The sequence below is a fragment of the Serratia sp. P2ACOL2 genome, assembly GCF_003691565.1.
GTDB lineage: Bacteria > Pseudomonadota > Gammaproteobacteria > Enterobacterales > Enterobacteriaceae > Serratia > Serratia liquefaciens.
The window spans coordinates 1332428-1352725 of record NZ_CP033162.1; the positions used below are offsets into that span (position 1 = coordinate 1332428).

Consider the following 20298-nt stretch of genomic DNA (forward strand, 5'->3'; position numbering starts at 1 on the left):
GGTGGTTCCGCAGGGTAATAATTTCAGGAAGGCGTTTAATAACCATTTTCATTTATATTTTCATCAAAATTCGTCATTCTAAATCATTTTTATTTCATTTTATTAATTGCCTGTTAATTCATATTGATAGACGAATAACATCCCGCTAAGCTATTTCCCTCCATCTCAGAATTCGCTCCCATGAAAATTAACGTCGTTGGAACCAGTGGCAGTGGCAAAAGCACGGTGGCGCGCCAGCTAGCGGAAAAGTTTGCGCTGCCTCATATCGAGCTGGACAAGCTGTTTTGGCGTCCGCAATGGCAGGGTACACCCGATGACGAGTTTTTGGCGCAGGTCGCGCAGGCGCTGGCCAAGGCGGAGTCCGGCTGGGTGCTTGACGGCAATTACAGCCGGACCAAAACGATTAAATGGGAAAGCGTTGATTGGGTGGTATGGGTAGATTATGGCTTTTGTCGTACGCTGTTTCAGGCGGTGCGTCGTGCCGCTACACGCGCATGGCAAGGTACCGAGTTGTGGCCCGGCACCGGTAACCGCGAGAGCTTCCGCCGTTCCTTTTTCAGCCGTGATTCCATCGTTTTATGGACCATCAAGACCTACCGTAAAAACCGGGCCGGCTACCTTGCGGATATGAACGATGCCCGGTATCGCCATATCCGCTTTATCCAACTGCGCTCTCCGGCGCAGACGGCGAGGTTTATACGCGCTTTGCCCCAGTATTGATCAGGGTGGCTTTCGCTCAGCGTGATGGGAGGTCGGTCATCCAGATAGACCGGCTGGCCAATTACAGCAGCAGGGTGTAATGCACCTTTATCACCGCTTTTTTGATTGGCATCGATACATTAAGTTGGCAAGCGACTTTGTGCGGCTCATGAGGTAAAAATATGGCGTACATACCGGGAAACATCGCCAGCGTCTGGCGGTGGCGTATGATATCCAGCAGTTGTACATCTCGTGCATCGTCATAAGGCAACTCACTTTGCCAATCCCCCGGCAAACCGTAATCAATGCGTTCTTCACCGCCGAGGAGCAGATGAATGGCGGCATATTCCTGATGCAGCTCTGCACGTCGGGTTTCCGCTAGCCCGGTGGTTAGCGTCATCACTTCCATAAAGATCTTCTCACCCTTTATCCCATGCCGCCCCTGAGCCAGCTCGGCGAGATCGTATTGACGCACAGCGGTGATGGTTTCGACCAGTGTCGGTGACAGCCCACGGCCATAGCGTGGGTTAAACAGCGTGTTATAAATCACTTTGATTCTCCATGTGGTTAACCCTATCGGGTTTATTTCCATAACTACCTGGGGGGACTGCGGGGAAAAGTATGCCTGTTTGCCAGCGTGAAAACAGTTAACCCGCCTGCATTCCGCTTTGGGCAAATGCAGGCGTAGCCAACACTCAGGACAGGTTTTCGATTTGCGGTTTGGGTTTGATGGTCAGGGTCGCCCCCATGGAGGCGGTAATGATCGCAGCCAGCGCCAACCATTGCACCGTCGTCAGGTGTTCATTCAGGAACAGCATGCCCGAAAGCGCAGCCAGTGCCGGTTCCAGGCTCATCAATGTACCGAAAGTCCGCGCCGGTATTTTTGGCAACGCAATAATTTCCAGCGAATAGGGCAGCGCGGTAGAGAGGATAGCTACGGCCAGGGCGACCGGCAGGATATCAACGTTCAGCAGTGCGCTGCCGGCTTGCCAGGCGCCAATCGGGCAAAACACCACGGCGGCAATCAGTGAGCCCACCGCAACGGTTCCCGGCCCGTGGTCGCCACCGGCTTTCTGGCCGCAGATAATGTAGACCGCCCAGCAGGCGCCGGCACCCAGCGCACAGGCGGCGCCGAAGGGATCGATGCTGCCCATGTCATGGCCCAACGGCAGCAGGAACCAGAGTCCGGCGATCGCCAGTGCCACCCACAAAAAGTCAATCGCACGGCGTGAAGAGAACATGGCGACCGCCAGCGGGCCGGTGAACTCCAATGCCACGGCGATACCGAGCGGCAGAGTGCGCAGGGAAAGATAGAACAGGTAATTCATCGCGCCCAGCGCCAGACCGTAAATGAACAACGGTAGTCGGCTGCCGGCGGCAAATCGCATGCGCCACGGGCGGAAGATAATAAAGAGGATCAGCGTGCCGATACTCAAACGCAGCGTGGTGATGCCTTCTGCGCCGACCAGCGGGAACAGGCTTTTGGCCAGGGAGGCACCGCTTTGGATGGAGACCATAGCGATGACCAACAGGCAGATTGGCAGCAGCGTAGAAGACGCTTTTGCGGTTGCAGACGAAGACATCCTTTAGAGCCTTTTATGCATTTCCCACGATCTGGGAAGAGGTCGATGTTTGGATGACGGCAGTGTAAATGAATTGCGGTAAATGTGTCTGAGAAAAGCATTTTCAACGAAAAAAAGCGCTGGCTTACGGCGCCAGAACAGCTTTTATGGTCAAAAAGTGCTCTTTTTTTAAGAATTGTCTGGATATTAAATAGGTGATTCTTATCACAGAAACGCGTAGAATGCGGCTCGAAAATAGAGCGAAATGAAGTAGATACACTGTTCTTGAAATCTAATGTTACACGATATAAAGCATTAGACACTCATTTTAAGGCAGAGTTTCACGCTAATTTTTGTTATATTTTCAATGCATGAACAAATGGATTTACTTAAAAATATAACGCGTTTGAGGTGGTTATGAAAAAAATTGCATGTCTTTCCGCAGTAGCAGCCTGTGTATTAGCAGTAACCGCAGGTACCGCATTCGCTGGTCAGAGCACCGTATCCGCTGGCTATGCGCAGGGTGATCTCCAAGGCGTTGCTAACAAAGCCGACGGTTTCAACCTGAAATACCGTTACGAGTTCGACAACAACCCACTGGGTGTTATCGGTTCCTTTACCCACGTAGAGAAGAACGGTTCTGAGAACGGTTACTACGGTAAAGCTCAGTACAACTCTATCACTGCCGGTCCAGCTTACCGCTTCAACGACTGGGCAAGCATCTACGGTGTAGTGGGTGTTGGTTACGGTAAAAACATCGACAACGCTCAAAACGGTACTGACCGTAACGGCAGCAGCGACTACGGCTTCACCTACGGTGCTGGCCTGCAGTTCAACCCAATCCAGGACGTAGCACTGGACGTTGGTTACGAGCAGAGCCGTATCCGCAGTGTTGACGTTGGTATCTGGAGCGTTGGCGTAGGCTACCGTTTCTAAGATTTCTCCATGCCTGCGGGCATGAGCATGTGGCGCAGTTGGCCGCATCAGATAAAAATCCGCCTTCGGGCGGATTTTTTTTGCCTGTCATTCGGCGTCGGTCACTTGCCCAGTTTTTGCGCCGGTTCCGTTGAAAACCGCGCGCTGCGGGCATCTCGCTCATAGCCTTGCGGCTGCGTAAGAATGTCGTACAGTGCCGGTCGACGACCGTGGATCCAGCGGCGGCCCGTGCTGAGCGGGATCAGCGACAGATCAAGGTTGGCCGTGACCATCTGATCTTCTGCCGCCCAGGTTTCCGCCAGAATGCGGCCATAAGGGTCGAGGATCATCGCATTGCCGGTACGTACTTCGTCATCGTCACGTCCCACTCCGTTGCTGAACAACACAAACAAACCGTTGTCATGGGCACGTGCCGGGAGCCAGCGCATCAGCCAGCCACGCCCGTGTTCGCCACGAAACGCCGCCTCTATCGCCGCCGGATCCTCCTGCCGCCGTTGCCAAATTTCCAGTGGGATCGGCTTCATGCCGTGCGGGCTACGCGAATGAGTGCCGCCGGTCTGATGCGGTGCCAACAGCACCTCTGCCCCCAGCAATGCGGTCGCGCGGACATTCTCAACCAGGTTATTGTCCCAACAGATCAGCACCCCCATTCGGATACCCCATGGAGTGTCGAACACGGTGAAACTGTCGCCGCTGGCGATTGCCGGGTGTTCAAAGGCATGCAGTTTACGGTGAACGTGAAGTTTGCCGTCGGGTAGGCAAACGGCGTAGGCATTGTAATATTTGCCGTCCTCTCCCAATTCGATCAGCCCGACGCCGATCGCCATGTTATAGCGTTCGGCCAGCGGGCGAATGCGCGCCAGCGAAGGGCTGTCGGCGATGGGCTCTGCCAGTGCACCAATTTCACCGGCGCTGAGGTGGCGTACGTGCCAATAGCCGGTGATGCACATTTCCGGGAAGGTCAGCAGCTGGATCTGTTCGGCGGCGGCGCGGGTGATAAAGCCCTCGATCACCGACAGGTTATAGTTTTTATCATTGGCGCGATGCTGAAACTGCACCGTCGCGGCGCGTAGAGAGTTTGTCATAGGATTACCTTTTGGCTGTTATCTGGCGTTGATTACAGCAAAACAATTGATTACTGTATAATCAATTAAATTCCTTTTTTGATAACCTAACGGAATGGATATAAGACAACTCCGCGCCTTCGTGGTGCTGGCCGAACAGGGCAATTATCGCTTGGCGGCAGAGCGGCTGTGCATCACCCAGCCGGCGCTGAGCAAACAGATCCAGGCGTTGGAAACGCTGCTGGGCGCCCGCTTGTTTAACCGTGGCCGTCAGGGGGCGCAACTGACCGCCAGCGGCCAACGGCTCTATCCTGAAGCTCAAACGTTAGTCGCTCAGCATCTGCAGTTTCAGCAGCGAGCCGTGCAGGTGGTACGGGGGGAGGCGGGGCGTTTGGCAATCGGCTTTGGCCTGTCCAGCTTTCATCTGGCGCCGCAGTTGGTGGCCGCTTTCTGTCATCGCTTTCCCGAGGTTGCCGTGGGGTTGGAAGACTTGCCTTCAGAACGGCAATATCAGTTGCTATTGCAGGGGGAGCTGCAGGTGGGATTTGTGCGATTACCTGTCAGTACGCCGTTGCGCGCCAGTGCGTTGCTGAGTGACCGATTGGTGCTGGCGGCGCCTTCGGCGCTGGCGCTGCGGGCGGACACCCTCATGGAGCAATTCAACACCTTACCGTTGTTACAGTTGACGCCCAAGCGTGGGCGCGGGCTGAGCGACCAGTCGCTGCGTTTTATTGCCGCCCATCAACTGGCACCTAACGTGGTACAGCAGGCCGGTGATATTCAAACCTTGCTGGCACTGGTTGCCGCCGGCATTGGCGTTGCTCTGCTGCCGCATAGCGTCACGCATATTGCGCCGGCGGGCATCGATATTCTGCCGCTGAGCGGCGAACAGACCCAATGGCAAGTCGGTATCGCCTGGAACCCGCAGCAGCCTGATGCGCTACGGGATAACTTTGTCCAGGTCGCTTTGGCTACCGCGTCGGGTCAGGTTGCCGATTTATAGCGGGCAGTGCATCACCAGAATTGGGCTTTGGTGGTACTCGCTGCGATGACTTTCGCTGAAACCGACTTTCTTCGCCAATGCCAATGAGGGCTGATTTTCCGGGGAGATAATGCATACCGCCTTATCGCCCGGTAAATGGTCTTTTCCCCAGGCCAAAGCCGCGCGCAGCGCTTCGGTGGCATAGCCTTTACCCTGTGCCGAGGTCACCAGCGTCCAGCCCATTTCGGGGGCATCAAGCGCCGGATGGATATTGCGCTGGAAGTCGGAAAAACCGATGCCGCCAAGGTAAGCGCCGCTGACTTTATCGCGCACGGCCCAGTAGCCATAACCCAGCAACGCCCAGTGGCCGACGTAGCGCATCAGGCGGCCCCAGGAGTCTTCACGATCCCTCGGCGTGCCGCCGATATAACGAACCACTTCAGGATCGGCCCACATGGCGGCCAGCGAGTCAAAGTCGTCCAGCGTATGTGCATCAAGGCGTAAACGTTCGGTAAGCAACAGCGGTGCGGTAGTGATAAGAGGCATTATTTTTTTCCTGCACAGAGCCAGAGGCGGTCTGTGCAGTATGCCAGAGAAATTACACCGCCAGCCACAGTAACCAGGTGAACAGGAAACCGCTCAGGCCAAGGATCGTCGTCAGTACCGTCCAGGTTTTCAGGCCATCGGCGACCGAAAGCCCGAGGTATTTGGTGACGATCCAAAAGCCGGAGTCATTTACGTGCGATAAGCCCAGCCCGCCGAAGCAGGTGGCGAGAGTGACCAGTACCAATTGCAGCTGATTAAGCCCGCTAACCGCTTCCGATAACAGGCCACCAGTCGTGAGTATCGCTACAGTAGCGGAGCCCTGAGAGGCGCGCAGCGCCAGCGAAATGATAAAAGCTGCCGGGATCAACGGCAGGCCGATGGTGGTCAGCACGTCTGCCAATGCCTTGCCCACGCCTGACTCCACCAGGACTTTGCCGAATACGCCACCGGCACCGGTAACCAGGATCACCACCGCGGCGGTCGGCAGAGCGCCCCCCATGACGTCGCTGGTGTGTTGCAGGCTCCAGCCGCGACGAATGGCCAGGAAGTAGAATGCCAGCAAGAGGGCAATCATCAGCGCTACCGCCGGTGAGCCGAGCAACGAAAGCGTGTCGCGCAGTGCTGAACCCGGCTCGAGCAGCGTGGCCGAAACGGTGCCCAGCATGATAATCGCGATAGGAATGACGATCAGCGCGGCCACCAACCCGGCGCCAGGCGGATTGATGCGGTCGCTCAATGGTGCTTTGCCTTCCGGCGCCGGTTCGGGCGCTGCCAGCTGCAGCTGTTCCAGTACCTCAATCGACAGTGGATAAGTTTTACGATTCAAATGCTTGGCTGTGAAATAACCGATCACGCCTACCGGAATACAAATCGCGAGACCGATAATGGTCAGCCAGCCAATATCGGCGTTCAGCAGCCCGGCTGCGGCGACCGGGCCTGGATGTGGCGGCAGGGCGACGTGAACCGTCAGCATTACGCCGGCCATCGGCAGGCCGAACTTCAGCGGCGAAACTTTAGCGACCTTGGCAAAACCGTAGATGATCGGCGCCAGGATGATAAAGCCGACGTCGAAAAAGACCGGAATGCCGAGAATAAATGCGGCGATGGTCAGGGCGGCCACGGTATGTTTCGGCCCCAAAGCTTTGCTGAAGCGCTGGGCCAGCGATTCGGCACCGCCAGAATGTTCGATCATACGGCCGAGCATCGCGCCCAGGCCGATGATAATGGTCACCGAACCCAGTACGCCGCCCATACCTGCGGTCATCACTTTCATCACTTCGCCGGTAGGAATGCCGCTGGCCAACGCCACCAACAGACTGACCACCAGCAAGGCGACAAAGGGCTGGATCTTGGCCTTGATGACCATCAGCAAGAGCAGTACCACACCTAATACGGCAATCATCAAAAGCATAGAGGTAGACATGAAATAGCCTTTAATCGGGTAAGAGTCAGGCACCGCGATCGCCGGTTGGCGATACGGGTGCGTTTAATTTTTATGTTTTGGAAATCCCTGGGTTGGCGCAGTGCCTTACTGGTAAGGCCTTAGCCAATCAAGCCCGACGGTGGTATCGCCACGCGGCCGGTATTCACAACCGATCCAACCTTGATAGCCGATGGCGTCCAGTTGGTCGAACAGCCACGGATAATTCAGTTCGCCGTCGTCCGGTTCATGACGATCCGGCACCGAGGCAATCTGAATATGGGCGTAGCGGCCGGCCAGCGAATGCATCAGCCCGCTGATGTTGCCGTCCACCAACTGAGCATGGAAAAAGTCGAACTGTACGAAGACGTTCGAGCGATCGATGGCCTCGACCAGTTCGGCTGCCTGGTGCTGGCTGGAAAACAGATAATGCGGCTTAACCTGTGGGCTGAGCGCTTCAATCAGCACCTTGATGCCGTGCTGGGCGAAGCGGTCTGCGGCATAGCGAATATTATCGATAAAGGTATCGCGATAGCGCTGCCAGTCCGCTCCAGGGGGAACGACGCCGGCCATCACGTGCACGTTGGGGCAGTTCAGCGCAATGGCGTAAGCCAGGGCGCGATCGATATCTGCACGCGCATCTTGCTCGCGGCCCGGCACCGCCGCCAGCCCCCATTCGCCGGCTTCGGCATTGCCCGGCGCGGTATTAAACAGCACCTGCTGCAAACCGTTGCTGCGCAGTTGTTCCGTCAGCAATTCGGCCGGATAGTCATAGGGAAACAGGAACTCGACTGCCGTGAAACCTTCGGCTGCGGCAGCCTCGAACCTTTCCAGGAATGGCAGTTCGTTAAACATCATCGATAAATTGGCGGCAAACTTAGGCATGGTTCAGCTCCGTAGCTCGGTAATTTCATCATCGGTCAAATAGCGTATTGGGCGGTCGCCGAGGGTGAAAATCAGCCTGGCGGCATCTTCCATCTCTTCGGTATTATCCGCTGCCGCCCGCAGATCCTTGCCCGTAACCACCGGGCCGTGATTGGCCAGCAAAAAGGCGCGGTGGGTCGGTGCCAGTTTGGCCAGATCTTCCGCCAGCCGTAAATCACCCGGGCGGTAGTACGGCACCACCGGCACCTTGCCGACCCGCATCACCACATAAGGGGTGAAGGGTTTAATGGCATTCTCCACGTCCAACCCTTGCAGGCACGATAACGCGGTGAGGTAGGTACAGTGCAGGTGCACCACCGCTTTGCACTCCGGATTATTCAGATACAGCGCGCGATGAAAGCTGATCTCTTTCGAGGGTTTGTCGCCGGACAGCCATTCGCCGTTCAGGCTGACTTTCGACAGCCGCTCGGCCTGCAGTTCGCCCAGGCAGGATCCGGTCGGGGTTGCCAGCAGCGTGCCGTCCGCCAGCAACAGCGAAAGGTTACCGGCGGAGCCCGTGGCGTAGCCGCGTTGGAAGAACGAGGCTCCGAGGCGCACCATCTCTTCGCGTGCCTGTTGTTCGGTCGTCATTGTCATAATGGGAATTCCGTTTGTGCCCGGGCGAAAAAGTTATCATCGCCAAAATTGCCCGATTTAAGGGCCAGTGAAACCGGTTGTTCGATGGCGCGAACCCAGGGTACGCCGGGAGAGATGCTGGGGCCGATGTGGAAGCCGCGAATGCCCAGCGCCTGCGTCACTACGCCAGAGGTTTCGCCGCCGGCAACGATAAAGCGACGGTACCCTGATTGTTGGAGCTGTTTAACCACCCCGGCAAACAGTGACTCCACTGCCTGACTGGCTGCAGCCATGCCATATTGTTGCTGAACCTGCTGCAGTTTCTCCGGTTCGGCGGTGGCATACAGCAGCGGGGCCAGCGGGGCATTTTCCTGCCGCTGTATCCAGTCGGCCAGTTCTGTGACATAGGTCGCGCGGTCAGATTCGCTAAGGCAACGCGCCACGTCGATAGCCATGGCCGGGGCCTGTTGACGATATCGGGCGACCTGTCGATTGGTCATGACGGAGCAGGAGCCGGACAGGACCACCGCTTTCTCCCCCTGTGGGGCTCCCGCGGCCTGCGGACGACCTTGTCCCGGCTGAGCCCATTGCCGTGCGAGGCCGATGGCCAGGCCCGATCCGCCGGTCACCAGCTTCATATTTTTCAGCGCTTCGCCCTGGGTCAGCAAGTGCTGCCCATTGAGCGTATCCAGTACCGCATATCGCACGCCTTGCTGCGCCAGCTGTTGCAGCTTTTCCACCACCGCGCCGGCACCGCAATCCATCTCTGCGGCCGTTACCAGTCCGCAGCGTCCCTGAGCCTGTGCTTCCATCAACCGCAGCAGATTGCTGTCGGTCATCGGCGTCACCGGGTGGTGGCGCATGCCGGACTCCGACAGCAGTTGATCCAATACAAACAGATAGCCCTGATACACCGTCCGGCCGTTGACCGGCAGCGCCGGGGAAATCACCGTTTGGCTTTCGCCCAGCGCATCAAGCAGCGCATCGGTCACCGGGCCGATATTACCCTGCGCAGTGCTGTCGAAGGTTGAGCAATATTTGAAGTAAAATTGCCGGCAGCCCTGGCGCTGCAGCCAGGCCAGCGCCTGCAAAGATTGTTCAACTGCCTGCGAAGCTGGGCAGGATCTTGATTTCAGGCTGATAACGACCGCTTGCGCTTCAATCGGCATTTCATCATGCGGTACGCCATTTAACTGCACCGTCGACAGGCCGTTTTCCACCAGAAAACTGGCAATGTCGGTCGCGCCGGTAAAATCATCTGCAATTACGCCGAGCAGCATTATGCGTTCTCCTTCTTTTGCGGCAGGTCGATACCGGAGAAGATTTTGATCACTGCGCTGTCATCCTCTTTGCCGAAACCGGCATTGCTGGCGGCGGTAAACATATTAAAAGCGGTAGATGCCAGCGGCAGCGGGAAATGCAGTGCTTTGGCGGTATCCGCCACCAGCCCCAGATCCTTCACGAAGATATCCACCGCCGATTTGGGCGCATAGTCGCCGTCAACCACGTGACGCATACGGTTCTCGAACATCCAGGAATTGCCGGCCGCGTGGGTGACGACGTCGTACATGACATCCAGAGGAATACCGGCGCGGGCAGCCAGCGCCATGGCCTCGGCTCCGGCGGCGATGTGCACCCCGGCCAGCAATTGGTGGATGATTTTCACCGTGGCACCCAGGCCAATCTCTTCACCAATGCGATAGACCTTGCCGGCAATGGCGTCCAGCACCGGCTGCAATTGTTGGAATGTAGATTCTGCGCCGGATGCCATCACCGTCATTTGGCCTTCAGCCGCCTTGGCTGCGCCACCGGAAACCGGAGCGTCAAGCATGTTCAGGCCAAGCGCCAGCAGTTGTTGTTCTATCTGCCTGGCATCGGCAGCGGAGATGGTGGAAGAGACCATGACTGGCGTATTGGGCTTCAGCTTCGCCGCCAGGCCGTTTTCGCCGAACAGGATCTGCTTGACCTGGGCAGCGTTAACCACCAGCAGCAATAACGCATCCAACTCAGAGGCGAATCCATCTGCGCTGGTGGCAGCCTGTTTGGCCCCGGCCTGCTGCAATGTGGCCAGCGCCTGTGGGTTAAGATCGACACCATAAGTCGTCAGCCCGGCATTAATGCACGACTTCGCCGCCCCCATTCCCATGGAACCTAACCCTACGATGCAAACTGCAAAATCCCCTGGCTGTGTCATTTGGCACCTCGTGTTAATTTTAGTGATAATTTGTTTTGTTGTGTTAAATGTAAGCGCATTGATGCGCTGAGTCAGCGATCGATATCACAATTATTAACATTGAGAGAAGCCTTAATAGATGCGCTTAAAAAGGTTGATGTCGAGTTATCTCACTGTTTTAAAAATATTTAAAATAAGTCATCGATACCATGAGCGATCTCACGGCCTGTAAAATGGCTGCTTTCATCGAACGAAAATTGACGTAAAATCACAATTATTATCACTGCGGTAAAAAGAGAGGGAACCGTGATACCTGTAGAACGCCATCAGCAAATTTTAGCGCTGGTATCAGAACGCGGGGTGGTCAGTATTGCCGAATTGACCGAGCGGCTGGGAGTGTCGCATATGACGATTCGCCGCGATCTGCAAAAACTGGAGGAGCAGGGCGCGGTACTGGCAGTGTCAGGCGGGGTGCAATCTGCTGAACGGGTGGCGATTGAACCTTCTCATCAGGATAAGGAAGGGATGTACAGCCAACAGAAAGCGGCCATCGGTCAGTTGGCTGCCCGGCAGGTCCCGCCCAACAGCTGCATTTATCTGGATGCGGGCACCACTACGCTGGCATTGGCAAAGCACCTCAGTGAGCGCGAAGATCTGACGGTGGTCACCAATGATTTTGTGATTGCGGGCTACCTGATAGAACACAGCCAGTGCAAGATCATTCACACCGGCGGCACCGTCTGTCGCGAGAACCGTTCCTGCGTTGGTGAAGCGGCGGCTCAGGCGCTACGTGGGTTGTTTATCGACCTGGCGTTTATTTCCGCCTCATCATGGAGCATGCGCGGCCTGTCGACGCCCAATGAAGATAAGGTGATGGTGAAGAAAGCCATCGTTGACGCCAGTCGCCGCTGTATCCTGCTCAGCGATACCTCAAAATACGGTAAAATAGCCACCTATCTGGCGTTGCCGATTGCGGTATTTGACGCGATTATTACCGATGATAATCTGCCCGCCGCAGCGCGAGAGGCGATCCTGCAGGCGGATATCACGCTGATGACGACCGGGGAGAAAAGCTGAACATAGCCTCGTATTAACAGCGTCGGAATAAATGCACCAGCGGGGGGGGGGGGAGCTCTGTGCGCAGCGCTACGCAGAAATTAAATGCCGCTGAACCAGTTATAGCCCTGATCTTCCCAGTAACCGCCGGGATTGGTATCGCTGACGAAAATGGCGGCGATATGTTTGGCGTTCTTGAAGCCCAGCTTGGTCGGCACCCGCAGCCGCAGCGGGTAACCGTAATCGGCCGGCAGCGCCTTGCCGCCGAAATCCAGCGCCAGAATGGTTTGTGGATGCAGTGCGGTGGCCATATCGATGCTGGAATAGTAACGATCCGCGCATTTGAATCCGACGTAACGGGCGTTCAGATCCGCCCCGATGTGCTGCAGGAAATTGCGCAGCGGCACGCCACCCCATTGGCCAATGGCACTCCAGCCCTCGATGCAGATTAACCGGGTTATCTGGCTTTGCTGCGGCAGGCGTTGCAGTTGCTCCAGCGTCCAGGGGGCCTTTTTTTCTACTTTACCGGAGACTTCCAGCCGGTAGCTGGCGAGATCCACTTCCGGAACGTTGTATTCCGGGTAATACGCGTTGAACGGGAACGGATGGGTAATCTGATCCGAACGGTAGGTCTGCGCCAGCTTTTGGCCGTTGAACAGCCAGGCTTGCACCCGATCGTTCCAGCGGGACATTGCCCACAGCACTTTATCCACCTGGTCACCGTCCTGCAGGTTGCAGCCGGTCAGCATGGCGACGCCACCCAGCGTCAGGCCGGAGCGAAGCATCAGGCGGCGCTGCAAATTAACCAGCTGTTTCTTTTGTGCCGGTTCCAGCCCCGGTGCCATGGGGCGTTGTTTTTTATCCGTCATGTTTGCCACCCGTTATCATTGCCCACAGCGTGCGCGGCACGATAATCACCATCAGCAGGTGAATCACCACAAATAAGCCAATGCCTGCCATGGCGAAAAAATGTACGTAACGCGCAATGTCAAAGCCGCCGAACAGGCTAACCAAACCTTGTAACTGCACCGGTTTCCAAATGGCTAGTCCGGAGAGCACCAGCAGCAGCCCCAGAAGCAGTACGCCGAGGTACATCAGTTTTTGAATGGCGTTGTAATGACCATGCTGATGTTTGAGCCGCAGCGTTACGGCTTGCCAGATATCGCGCCGCAGCGCGCCGAGGCCAAGCGGCAGCAGATCGCGCCGCAAGTGGCCGCTGAACAGGCTCCACAAGACATAACACAGCGCGTTGCAGGCCAGCAGCCACATCACCGCCAGATGCCAGCCGATCGCGCCGCCCAGCCAGCCGCCGAGCGTGACTTGCGGCGGAAAGCGGAAGCCGAACAGCGGCGAAGCGTTATAGATTTCCCAGCCGCTCATGAACATGCAGACCATGGCGAGCAGGTTAATCCAATGGGTCAGGCGGACCGGCCAGCGATGCACCGGCCGCGGCGCGTTGCTTTTCATCATGCACTCCTGAATTACATCGGTGGAACGGTACCGTCTTTGCCGGCAGAAATGCGGGTAGCGACGCGTTCGCCCTTATCGTCCGTGGCGGAGAACAACACGATATGCGCGCCCGGTTTCAACAGGCTGCGGTCACCGGGATCCAGGGTAACGATCGGCACATCTTCCGGCACGTTAACGGTTTTTTGCTGGTTACCGTAGGTCACGGTCAGGGTGCGGCCGTTGGACTTCACCAGTTTGCCCACGGTGCCGTTGGTCATGGTGTCGACCTTACCGTCGGCGGATTCCCAGGCCGAGTGGCCTTCGCCAGTGCCGCGCAGGCTGGCTGCGAACACGTGCACTTCCAACGCTTTCAAAGAGCCGTCAGGCTGCGGTACGGCAGCGGTGCCGATAAAGCTGTCCGGCTTGATATCATCCAGCGTGCCCTTCGACACGCTCAGCACTCGGGTCTGGTCATTGAGCTTGACGCTGACCTTTTCCCCTTTGCGATCGGTGACCTGCAGGCTGGTGTCGCTCACCTGATCGATAACGCCACGCAGCGGGGCAATCACCTTGCCTGGGGTTTGCGCTGCGGCGGCCGCACCGCTGCACAGCATGAGAGTGGAAAGCAGTAAACCGGCAAAACGATGACGGGTAATCATAAAGTTCTCCTTTGTTTAGGTTGCCGGTTAAGCATGGTTGAACACCGGGGACAGCACCATGTCCGTTTGATGACATTAATGTCATCAAGAATGTCCGCCAGAACTGCTAGTATTTCCGCAAGAGTCATGAGGTGGCGATAATGCGAATACTGGTGGTTGAAGACGACATCAGCACGGGTGATTACCTGAAAAAGGGGCTGGGAGAGGCGGGGTACAGCGTCGATTTGGCACGTAACGGCACCGACGGCCTGTTTCGGGCACTGGAACACGGCTATGACGCTATCGTGCTGGACGTAATGTTGCCGGGGCTGGACGGCTGGCAGATTATCGAGGTACTGCGCAAGAAAAGTGATGTGCCCATTCTATTTCTGACCGCACGAGATGGGGTGCAGGATCGCATTCATGGCCTCGAACTGGGTGCCGATGATTACCTGATTAAGCCCTTCTCCTTTACGGAACTGGTGTTGCGTCTGCGCACTTTGCTGCGGCGTGGCACGGTGCGTGAAGCCGATCACTATGTGATAGCCGACCTGCAGCTCGACGTGCTGCGCCGTAAAGCGGTGCGGCAGGAGCAGGTGATCGCGCTGACCAATAAAGAATTTATGTTGTTGCATCTTCTGGTACGACGTGAGGGGGAGGTATTGTCACGCACCATGATCGCCTCCCAGGTTTGGGACATGAACTTTGACAGCGATACCAACGTGGTGGATGTCGCCATCAAGCGGCTGCGTGCCAAGATTGACCGGCCGTTCGAGGTCAAGCTGATCCACAGCGTGCGTGGTATCGGCTACGTTTGCGAACCGCGTTCATGAAGGCCGTGATCCAGCGTTGGCGCGTCTTGTCATTGACGTTGCGCAGCGCCATGTTGTTTGCGCTGGTGGCGGCTCTGGTGGTTAGCGGCGCGGGCGGCTACCTGTACGGTGCAATGCGTCAGGAGATGACTACCCGTAGCGATTTGCAGGTTATCGGCCGGGTGGAGTATTACCGCAATTTGCTGAGTCAGCGTTTTCCGTTGGAGCGTCTGACGGCGAATACCGGCCTGTTCGAAAATATGCTGGGTAACGAACAGGACGTGCTGATTTTTCAGCAGCCGGGGAAAAAACCGTTAATCAACGTGAATCCGGCGAGGTTGATCCTGCCACCGGTGATCCCGACGCCGGTCGGCACGCCGCAGCGCTTGAGCGCGGTTCAAGGCGGAGTGACCGCTCAAGGAGTGCCATTGCGAGCTGCATCGGCACTGGTCAGGCTGGAGGACGGTAACCTGCTGCAAATTTCGGCTGCCCATGTGATGGTCAATGAGCAGAAGATGCTGGCGCGTTATCTCTGGCGGATCGTCGCCGCCGTCGCGGTGGCATTTATTCTGATTGCATTGCTGGGATACTGGGTGATGCGCCGCGGACTGCAGCCACTGTGGCGAATGGCGGCGCAGGCGGCGGTGATCACCCCGAACACGCTGTCGACTCGCCTGAGCGAGCACGGGGTACCGAAGGAATTGCAGCAACTGACCCGTTCGTTCAACGCCATGTTGGATCGCCTGAATGAAGGTTATCTGCGCCTGACGCAATTCTCCGCCGATTTGGCCCATGAAATCCGCACGCCGGTAGGGGCACTGATGGGGCACTGTCAGGTAGCGCTGTATCAGGCGCGCAGTGTGGAAGAGTATGAAACCTTGTTGTCGAACAACATGGAGGAGCTGGAGCGTATTTCCCGTATGGTGGAAAATATTCTATTTCTGGCGCGCGCCGGCGAAGGGCAAGCGGTGTTGAACCCTCAGCGGCTTGATGTGGCGCAAGAGCTGCAACGGGTGGCTGACTACTTCGAAGGTTTGGCGGAAGAACGCGGCATTACGTTGGTCTGCCAGGGAGAAGGGCAATGGATGGCGGATGCTATGCTGTTTCAGCGCGCATTGAGTAACCTGGTCTCCAACGCGGTACGCTATGCCGATGAAAACAGTCAGGTACAGCTGCAGGCTGTCAGTCAGGCCGATGGTGGGCTGGCGATACTGGTTATCAATCAGGGCCCGCCGTTCTCCCCGGCGCATCTGAACAAATTGTTCGACCGCTTCTATCGTGCCGATGCCGCCCGCAGTTCCGGCAGCCATGCCAGCGGACTGGGGCTGGCGATCGTCCGTGCGATAATGACACTGCATGGCGGCACAGCGCACGCCCATTGTGTTGTCGAAGAAAATACTGCTCGCATCACCTTCAGCCTGATATTCCCCGCGCAAGAATAGCCTATTTCCCACGCCGGATTTGATTGGCTGGGGCGGCCAAATCCGTTTATCCGGCCTGGTCGAAACTATTTACTTTCATTTACCGCTGGGCTAACCCAATCACCTCCGGATCAAAAGATTAATTCTGACCAGAATTAGGGCAATGTTGCGGCCTAGGCCCGGTTTTTTGGCGGCGACCCCTTTTGGCAAAATTCACTCATCGTTACGTTGTTATTAAAATTGCTTGCATTAAAGGAATGACGAGAATTTTCAGCTTAAAGGCGGTAATTTACAAAACAAAAAACTAACTTTAAGATCTTTTACATATAAATATATCAATGATGTGGATGTTTGTATAATCTTTGGTTATGGCATATGAGAAAATTCTTATATCAAAAATGATAAGGTGAGAAATATTTACTTTGTGGCGTTAATTGATTTTCAGAAGGGTCAGTGGCTAAGGTTGGCTAATTAACCTGATTAAATATTGCTTAATATTCTATTAACATTTAACGCCGGCTATAAATAATCCTAGAGTGAAACCTGTGAAAAATGAAATATAGAATTAATGACCACATCATTTTTGACGTGGATACGGGAACCATGAGCCTGACAGAGTTTCCTGACGATCCCATCTCTATTTCCAATCCGTCGAAGCGGTTACTGCTGCTATTGATTACGCATCATGGCGAGCCAGTGGGGCGGGAGGTAATATTCAAGAAGGTTTGGGATGATTATGGCATGGTGTCAGGCAACAATAATCTTAACCAATGTGTGAGTAAATTACGTCGGGTTATTAAAAATCTGGGCATTGAGGACGAGGTGATTGTCACCGTCCCCAAGGTCGGTTTTATGCTGCGATATGAAATTAGGGTGGAGTCTTGCGAAGGGCCGGAAGATCGTTTCGTAAATGGAGATATAAATTCCCCTCCACCGGCGCCGGTTCAAGCGGAAATAGCGCCTTCGTCAGGCTCTTCAGCCGCAGCCGAAGCGGTTTATACCGGGTATTCCCGGCGCTGGTGGGCGATAGTCAGCGTAGTGGCATTGGGGGTAATTATGCTGGCGGTTGGCATTACCACCTATCTCACCGGTTCGGTTTCCCGGCAAGAAATCTATCTTGGCAAAGTCAGCAGTTGTAAGGTGTTTATGTTGATGCCGGGCGCCTCAACTGCCGTCAGTGCTGCTCTAAGTCGCGACATTCTGGCCTATGCGGGCCCGCAAACGGCAGAGTGCAGCGGTGACGAATTCCTGTTGGTAGTACGCAGCAATCAGGTACGTTCTTACATTTCGGGCATTTCCCGACTGTTTTTTCTGCGCTGTCGCATTTTACGCGAACATCGGGTAGAGATTTGCTCTGGACTCGAAAGCGACAACGCCGCAATTCTTAATTAATCATCAATCGGTGTCAGGATGAACGCCACCCCGGGGGAAAGGAATATGCCACCAATCTTTATTGTCTTGATATTAAATACTTAATTTGCACCGCCTGGTTAATAATGCAGCATTTATTCGATGCAGGCCTTATATTTTGCTCGCCGGCGCTGCCTTGCATTTCCGCGCCAACCGCTTTTGTGATACCTAATTATGGTAATAGATTATGAAAAATATCTCTTTCAGGGAGGACATTCTCTTTTTCGAACCCAACCCCTGGGTGAGAAAAGGATTACGGGCACTTATTGGAACCGAACCCATACACTACCAATTTGTGCACAGCATCAGGGCAGTGGAGGCAGGGTTAAAGGAGAATGAGAAACAAATCCTCATAATGGAGCTGTATAATGAAAGTGAGAGTTTGTATGATGTATTACATTTCATCCTGACGATAAAGGATATTTGGCCCAAGACGCCACTGATCATATTTACTGAAGTGACCAATGCCAGCATATTGACCATTCTGGCTGCTCAAACGCATTTATCCCTGGTGGCAAAAGACGATCCATTGGTTTGCTTGTATCAGGCCATTGACGCTGTCGGCACGGGGGTAAGTTACCGTAGTCCGGCGATTCAGGAAGCGTTGATATCCGCGGTAGAACCCTTGTCCCGTAGCGAATGGCAAATATTGGCGATGATGATCGCCGGCGCCAATCCGCGACATATCGCCAGTATTACCCATCGCAGTTGTAAAACGGTCAGTAGCCATAAGCTGAATATCATGCGTAAGCTGAGGCTTAATCAAGCAGGGTTTATGCGCCTGATTTTGGCCTTCAGGACTCAACACCCGGCCTAAAAATTCGCCGTCGGTTGTAATGGCACACGCCGCGCCGGCGGTTTAATACTTTCTCGTTCCAAGCGCTTATCCCCCCTTTATTTCCTGCCAGTCACCCAGATGAATTGATCTGCATCAAATTAAACATCCTACAAAAATAAACCTGTCGCCCTTATTTATGCGCTGACGCAATAGTGCGTTTTATATACCGTTAACGTGGTTTTAGAGGGGATGAAAACAATAGGTGTTTTGTTCCCTGCAGCATCATTACATGGCCCTTTTAACTTACCGGAAGCAAAATAAACATTAAAGTAAGAATAAAAATCTAAATATTTGACCATTGGTAGTTAATGGTTCTTTTTTGATTTGATGCGGTTACTCTTTTCTCCGTCAAGCAGACTGGCTAAAAGCACTCATGCAAGTGACTGATTAAGGCACGTCAGGCTAATGGACGCACAATCATATTTAAAGTTGAAGGGAGTTTTACCATGAAGAAAATTACACTGGCTCTGGCAATCATTTCCGCCTTCGCTGCGGTCAGCACTGCTCAAGCCGCCGACGTTACCGCTCAGGCGCTGGCTACCTGGTCTGCTACCGCGAAGAAAGACACCACCAGCAAACTGGTTGTTACCCCAATCGGCAGCCTGTCTTTCAACTATGCGGAAGGCATCAAGGGTTTCAACAGCCAGAAAGGTCTGTTTGACGTGACCGTAGAAGGGGATGCCACTGCAACTGCCTTCAAACTGACTTCTAAACTGGTTTCAAACACCCTGACTCAGCTGGATACCTCTGGCTCAACCCTGAATGTCGGCGTGAACTACAACGGCGCAGCGGTAGAGAAAACGGCGGAAACCACCATGATCGACACCTCTGCCGGCATTTTGGGTGGCAACCTGAGCGCGTTATCCAACGCTTACAATCAGGCTGTCCGCACCAGCGCACAAGATCAGTTCACTTTCACCATTATTGGCGCCACCTCTGACGGTACCACTGCGGTCACCGATTTCAGCACCCTGCCGGAAGGTATCTGGAGCGGTGATGTGAGCGTGGAATTCAACGCCACCTGGACTGCGTAATCCCCGAGTTACTGGTTTAGAGCAGGGGGCAATCCCCTGCTTATTCCACCCCGCTGAAGAACGTCACTGGAATACCGTTATGAAACGACTCTCTCTCGCCGCCTGCCTGTTGCTATCGCTGTCTCAACCTGTTTTCGCGCTCGACGTCGGTGAGATCAGCTCGTTCATGCACAGCGATAGCGCGCGTCTGAGTAAAGAAATCAAGAACACCACCGACAGCGGTCGTCTGGTGAATATCAAGATCGAGCGAATTTCCAGCCCGCTGGAGTCCGGCACGGTGCTCCCGATGGGCAGTAAAGATGAAATGTTGCTGTCGCCGGCCAGCCTGATATTACCGGCCAATGCCAGCGACGTGGTCCGTTTCTATTACAAAGGCCCCAGCGACAACCAGGAACGGTATTACCGCATTGTCTGGTTCGATCAGGCGTTGAGCGATGTGGGGAAAAACTCGGCTAAACGCAACGCGGTTGCCACCACATCGGCACGTATCGGCACCATTTTGGTGGTGGCGCCACGGCAGGACCAATTCGACTATCAGTTTGCCGACGGCCAGATCAAAAACACCGGTAACGCCACCTTTAAGGTGGTGGCCTACGGTAATTGCCGCGACAAGAAAGAGGGGAATGACTGCAAGGAAAACTATTTCGTCATGCCGGGCAAGGCTCGAGCTTTCAGCAAGGTGGACGTCCGCGACAAGAAGGGTCGCGTTGCGCTGTGGCATGGCGACCAGTTTATCCCGGTGAAATAACGGACTGCGT

At 55.1% G+C, this 20298-nt stretch carries 22 protein-coding genes; 10 read left to right on the forward strand and 12 right to left on the reverse strand.

Going from position 1 to position 20298, the window contains the following annotated elements; genetic code table 11:
* The first annotated feature begins 180 nt into the window (after positions 1-180).
* A complete protein-coding gene (locus tag EBA31_RS06400; protein ID WP_122077820.1) occupies positions 181-720 on the forward strand; it encodes an adenylate kinase in 540 nt (179 codons plus the stop codon).
* 61 nt (positions 721-781) lie between these two features.
* On the opposite strand, the gene nanQ is transcribed toward EBA31_RS06400, so the two are convergent.
* The gene (gene nanQ, locus EBA31_RS06405; RefSeq protein ID WP_122077822.1) at positions 782-1249 is read right to left on the reverse strand and encodes an N-acetylneuraminate anomerase; all 468 of its coding nucleotides are present in this window, start codon (positions 1247-1249) and stop codon (positions 782-784) included.
* Between the two features lie 145 nt (positions 1250-1394).
* Complete coding sequence (rhtA, locus tag EBA31_RS06410) at positions 1395-2282, reverse strand: threonine/homoserine exporter RhtA (protein WP_048761558.1); 888 nt, start codon at positions 2280-2282, stop codon at positions 1395-1397.
* A 396-nt stretch (positions 2283-2678) separates the two neighbouring features.
* On the opposite strand from rhtA, the gene ompX reads away from it, so the two are divergent.
* A complete protein-coding gene (gene ompX, locus EBA31_RS06415; protein WP_020825922.1) occupies positions 2679-3197 on the forward strand; it encodes an outer membrane protein OmpX in 519 nt (172 codons plus the stop codon).
* 101 nt (positions 3198-3298) lie between these two features.
* Here ompX and EBA31_RS06420 read toward each other — a convergent pair whose 3' ends face one another.
* Entirely contained in the window at positions 3299-4282 is a 984-nt protein-coding gene (locus EBA31_RS06420) for a nitrilase family protein (RefSeq protein ID WP_048761562.1), read from the reverse strand.
* Positions 4283-4376: 94 nt separating this feature from the next.
* Here EBA31_RS06420 and EBA31_RS06425 point away from each other — a divergent pair, with 94 nt between their 5' ends.
* Positions 4377-5264 (forward strand): LysR family transcriptional regulator, encoded by an 888-nt coding sequence (locus EBA31_RS06425; protein WP_122077824.1) that lies wholly within the window; start codon positions 4377-4379, stop codon positions 5262-5264.
* On the opposite strand, the gene EBA31_RS06430 is transcribed toward EBA31_RS06425, so the two are convergent.
* From EBA31_RS06430 to ltnD, 6 genes are all read right to left on the reverse strand, one after another.
* On the reverse strand, positions 5259-5789 hold the full coding sequence (locus tag EBA31_RS06430; protein WP_020825925.1) for a GNAT family N-acetyltransferase: 531 nt from the start codon (positions 5787-5789) through the stop codon (positions 5259-5261). The genes EBA31_RS06425 and EBA31_RS06430 overlap by 6 nt on opposite strands.
* A gap of 52 nt (positions 5790-5841) precedes the next feature.
* On the reverse strand, positions 5842-7212 hold the full coding sequence (locus EBA31_RS06435; protein ID WP_122077826.1) for a GntP family transporter: 1371 nt from the start codon (positions 7210-7212) through the stop codon (positions 5842-5844).
* Positions 7213-7317: 105 nt separating this feature from the next.
* The gene (locus tag EBA31_RS06440) at positions 7318-8094 is read right to left on the reverse strand and encodes an HPr family phosphocarrier protein (RefSeq protein ID WP_122077828.1); all 777 of its coding nucleotides are present in this window, start codon (positions 8092-8094) and stop codon (positions 7318-7320) included.
* 3 nt (positions 8095-8097) lie between these two features.
* On the reverse strand, positions 8098-8730 hold the full coding sequence (locus EBA31_RS06445) for an aldolase (RefSeq protein WP_122077830.1): 633 nt from the start codon (positions 8728-8730) through the stop codon (positions 8098-8100).
* Positions 8727-9989 carry a 3-oxo-tetronate kinase gene (gene otnK, locus EBA31_RS06450; RefSeq protein ID WP_122077832.1) on the reverse strand — a complete coding sequence of 421 codons (1263 nt, stop codon included), beginning with the start codon at positions 9987-9989 and terminating at the stop codon, positions 8727-8729. The genes EBA31_RS06445 and otnK overlap by 4 nt, the downstream gene beginning before the upstream one ends.
* The gene (gene ltnD, locus EBA31_RS06455) at positions 9989-10903 is read right to left on the reverse strand and encodes an L-threonate dehydrogenase (RefSeq protein WP_046374112.1); all 915 of its coding nucleotides are present in this window, start codon (positions 10901-10903) and stop codon (positions 9989-9991) included. Before ltnD ends, otnK begins: the two co-directional genes overlap by 1 nt.
* A gap of 285 nt (positions 10904-11188) precedes the next feature.
* Here ltnD and ygbI point away from each other — a divergent pair, with 285 nt between their 5' ends.
* The gene (ygbI, locus tag EBA31_RS06460; protein WP_020825931.1) at positions 11189-11959 is read left to right on the forward strand and encodes a DNA-binding transcriptional repressor YgbI; all 771 of its coding nucleotides are present in this window, start codon (positions 11189-11191) and stop codon (positions 11957-11959) included.
* Positions 11960-12039: 80 nt separating this feature from the next.
* Here ygbI and EBA31_RS06465 read toward each other — a convergent pair whose 3' ends face one another.
* The 3 genes from EBA31_RS06465 to EBA31_RS06475 are packed head-to-tail and all read right to left on the reverse strand — an operon-like array spanning position 12040 to position 14046.
* A complete protein-coding gene (locus tag EBA31_RS06465; protein WP_020825932.1) occupies positions 12040-12807 on the reverse strand; it encodes a molybdopterin-dependent oxidoreductase in 768 nt (255 codons plus the stop codon).
* On the reverse strand, positions 12797-13405 hold the full coding sequence (locus EBA31_RS06470) for a cytochrome b/b6 domain-containing protein (RefSeq protein WP_122077834.1): 609 nt from the start codon (positions 13403-13405) through the stop codon (positions 12797-12799). Before EBA31_RS06470 ends, EBA31_RS06465 begins: the two co-directional genes overlap by 11 nt.
* Before the next feature lie 14 nt (positions 13406-13419).
* Positions 13420-14046, reverse strand: coding sequence for a hypothetical protein (locus EBA31_RS06475; RefSeq protein WP_046374110.1), 627 nt, complete (start codon positions 14044-14046; stop codon positions 13420-13422).
* A 140-nt stretch (positions 14047-14186) separates the two neighbouring features.
* Here EBA31_RS06475 and EBA31_RS06480 point away from each other — a divergent pair, with 140 nt between their 5' ends.
* The 6 genes from EBA31_RS06480 (at position 14187) to EBA31_RS06505 (ending at position 20288) form a co-directional block, all read left to right on the forward strand.
* Positions 14187-14858 (forward strand): heavy metal response regulator transcription factor, encoded by a 672-nt coding sequence (locus EBA31_RS06480; RefSeq protein ID WP_020825935.1) that lies wholly within the window; start codon positions 14187-14189, stop codon positions 14856-14858.
* Positions 14855-16279 (forward strand): heavy metal sensor histidine kinase, encoded by a 1425-nt coding sequence (locus EBA31_RS06485; protein ID WP_122077836.1) that lies wholly within the window; start codon positions 14855-14857, stop codon positions 16277-16279. Before EBA31_RS06480 ends, EBA31_RS06485 begins: the two co-directional genes overlap by 4 nt.
* Positions 16280-16810: 531 nt before the next feature.
* Complete coding sequence (locus EBA31_RS06490) at positions 16811-17650, forward strand: winged helix-turn-helix domain-containing protein (RefSeq protein WP_122077838.1); 840 nt, start codon at positions 16811-16813, stop codon at positions 17648-17650.
* Positions 17651-17855: 205 nt separating this feature from the next.
* Positions 17856-18485 (forward strand): LuxR C-terminal-related transcriptional regulator, encoded by a 630-nt coding sequence (locus EBA31_RS06495; protein ID WP_122077840.1) that lies wholly within the window; start codon positions 17856-17858, stop codon positions 18483-18485.
* Positions 18486-18952: 467 nt separating this feature from the next.
* Positions 18953-19540, forward strand: coding sequence for a common pilus major fimbrillin subunit EcpA (locus tag EBA31_RS06500; protein ID WP_020825939.1), 588 nt, complete (start codon positions 18953-18955; stop codon positions 19538-19540).
* 79 nt (positions 19541-19619) lie between these two features.
* Positions 19620-20288: a hypothetical protein gene (locus EBA31_RS06505; protein ID WP_122077842.1), complete on the forward strand. Its 669-nt coding sequence runs from the start codon at positions 19620-19622 to the stop codon at positions 20286-20288.
* Positions 20289-20298: the final 10 nt, after the last annotated feature.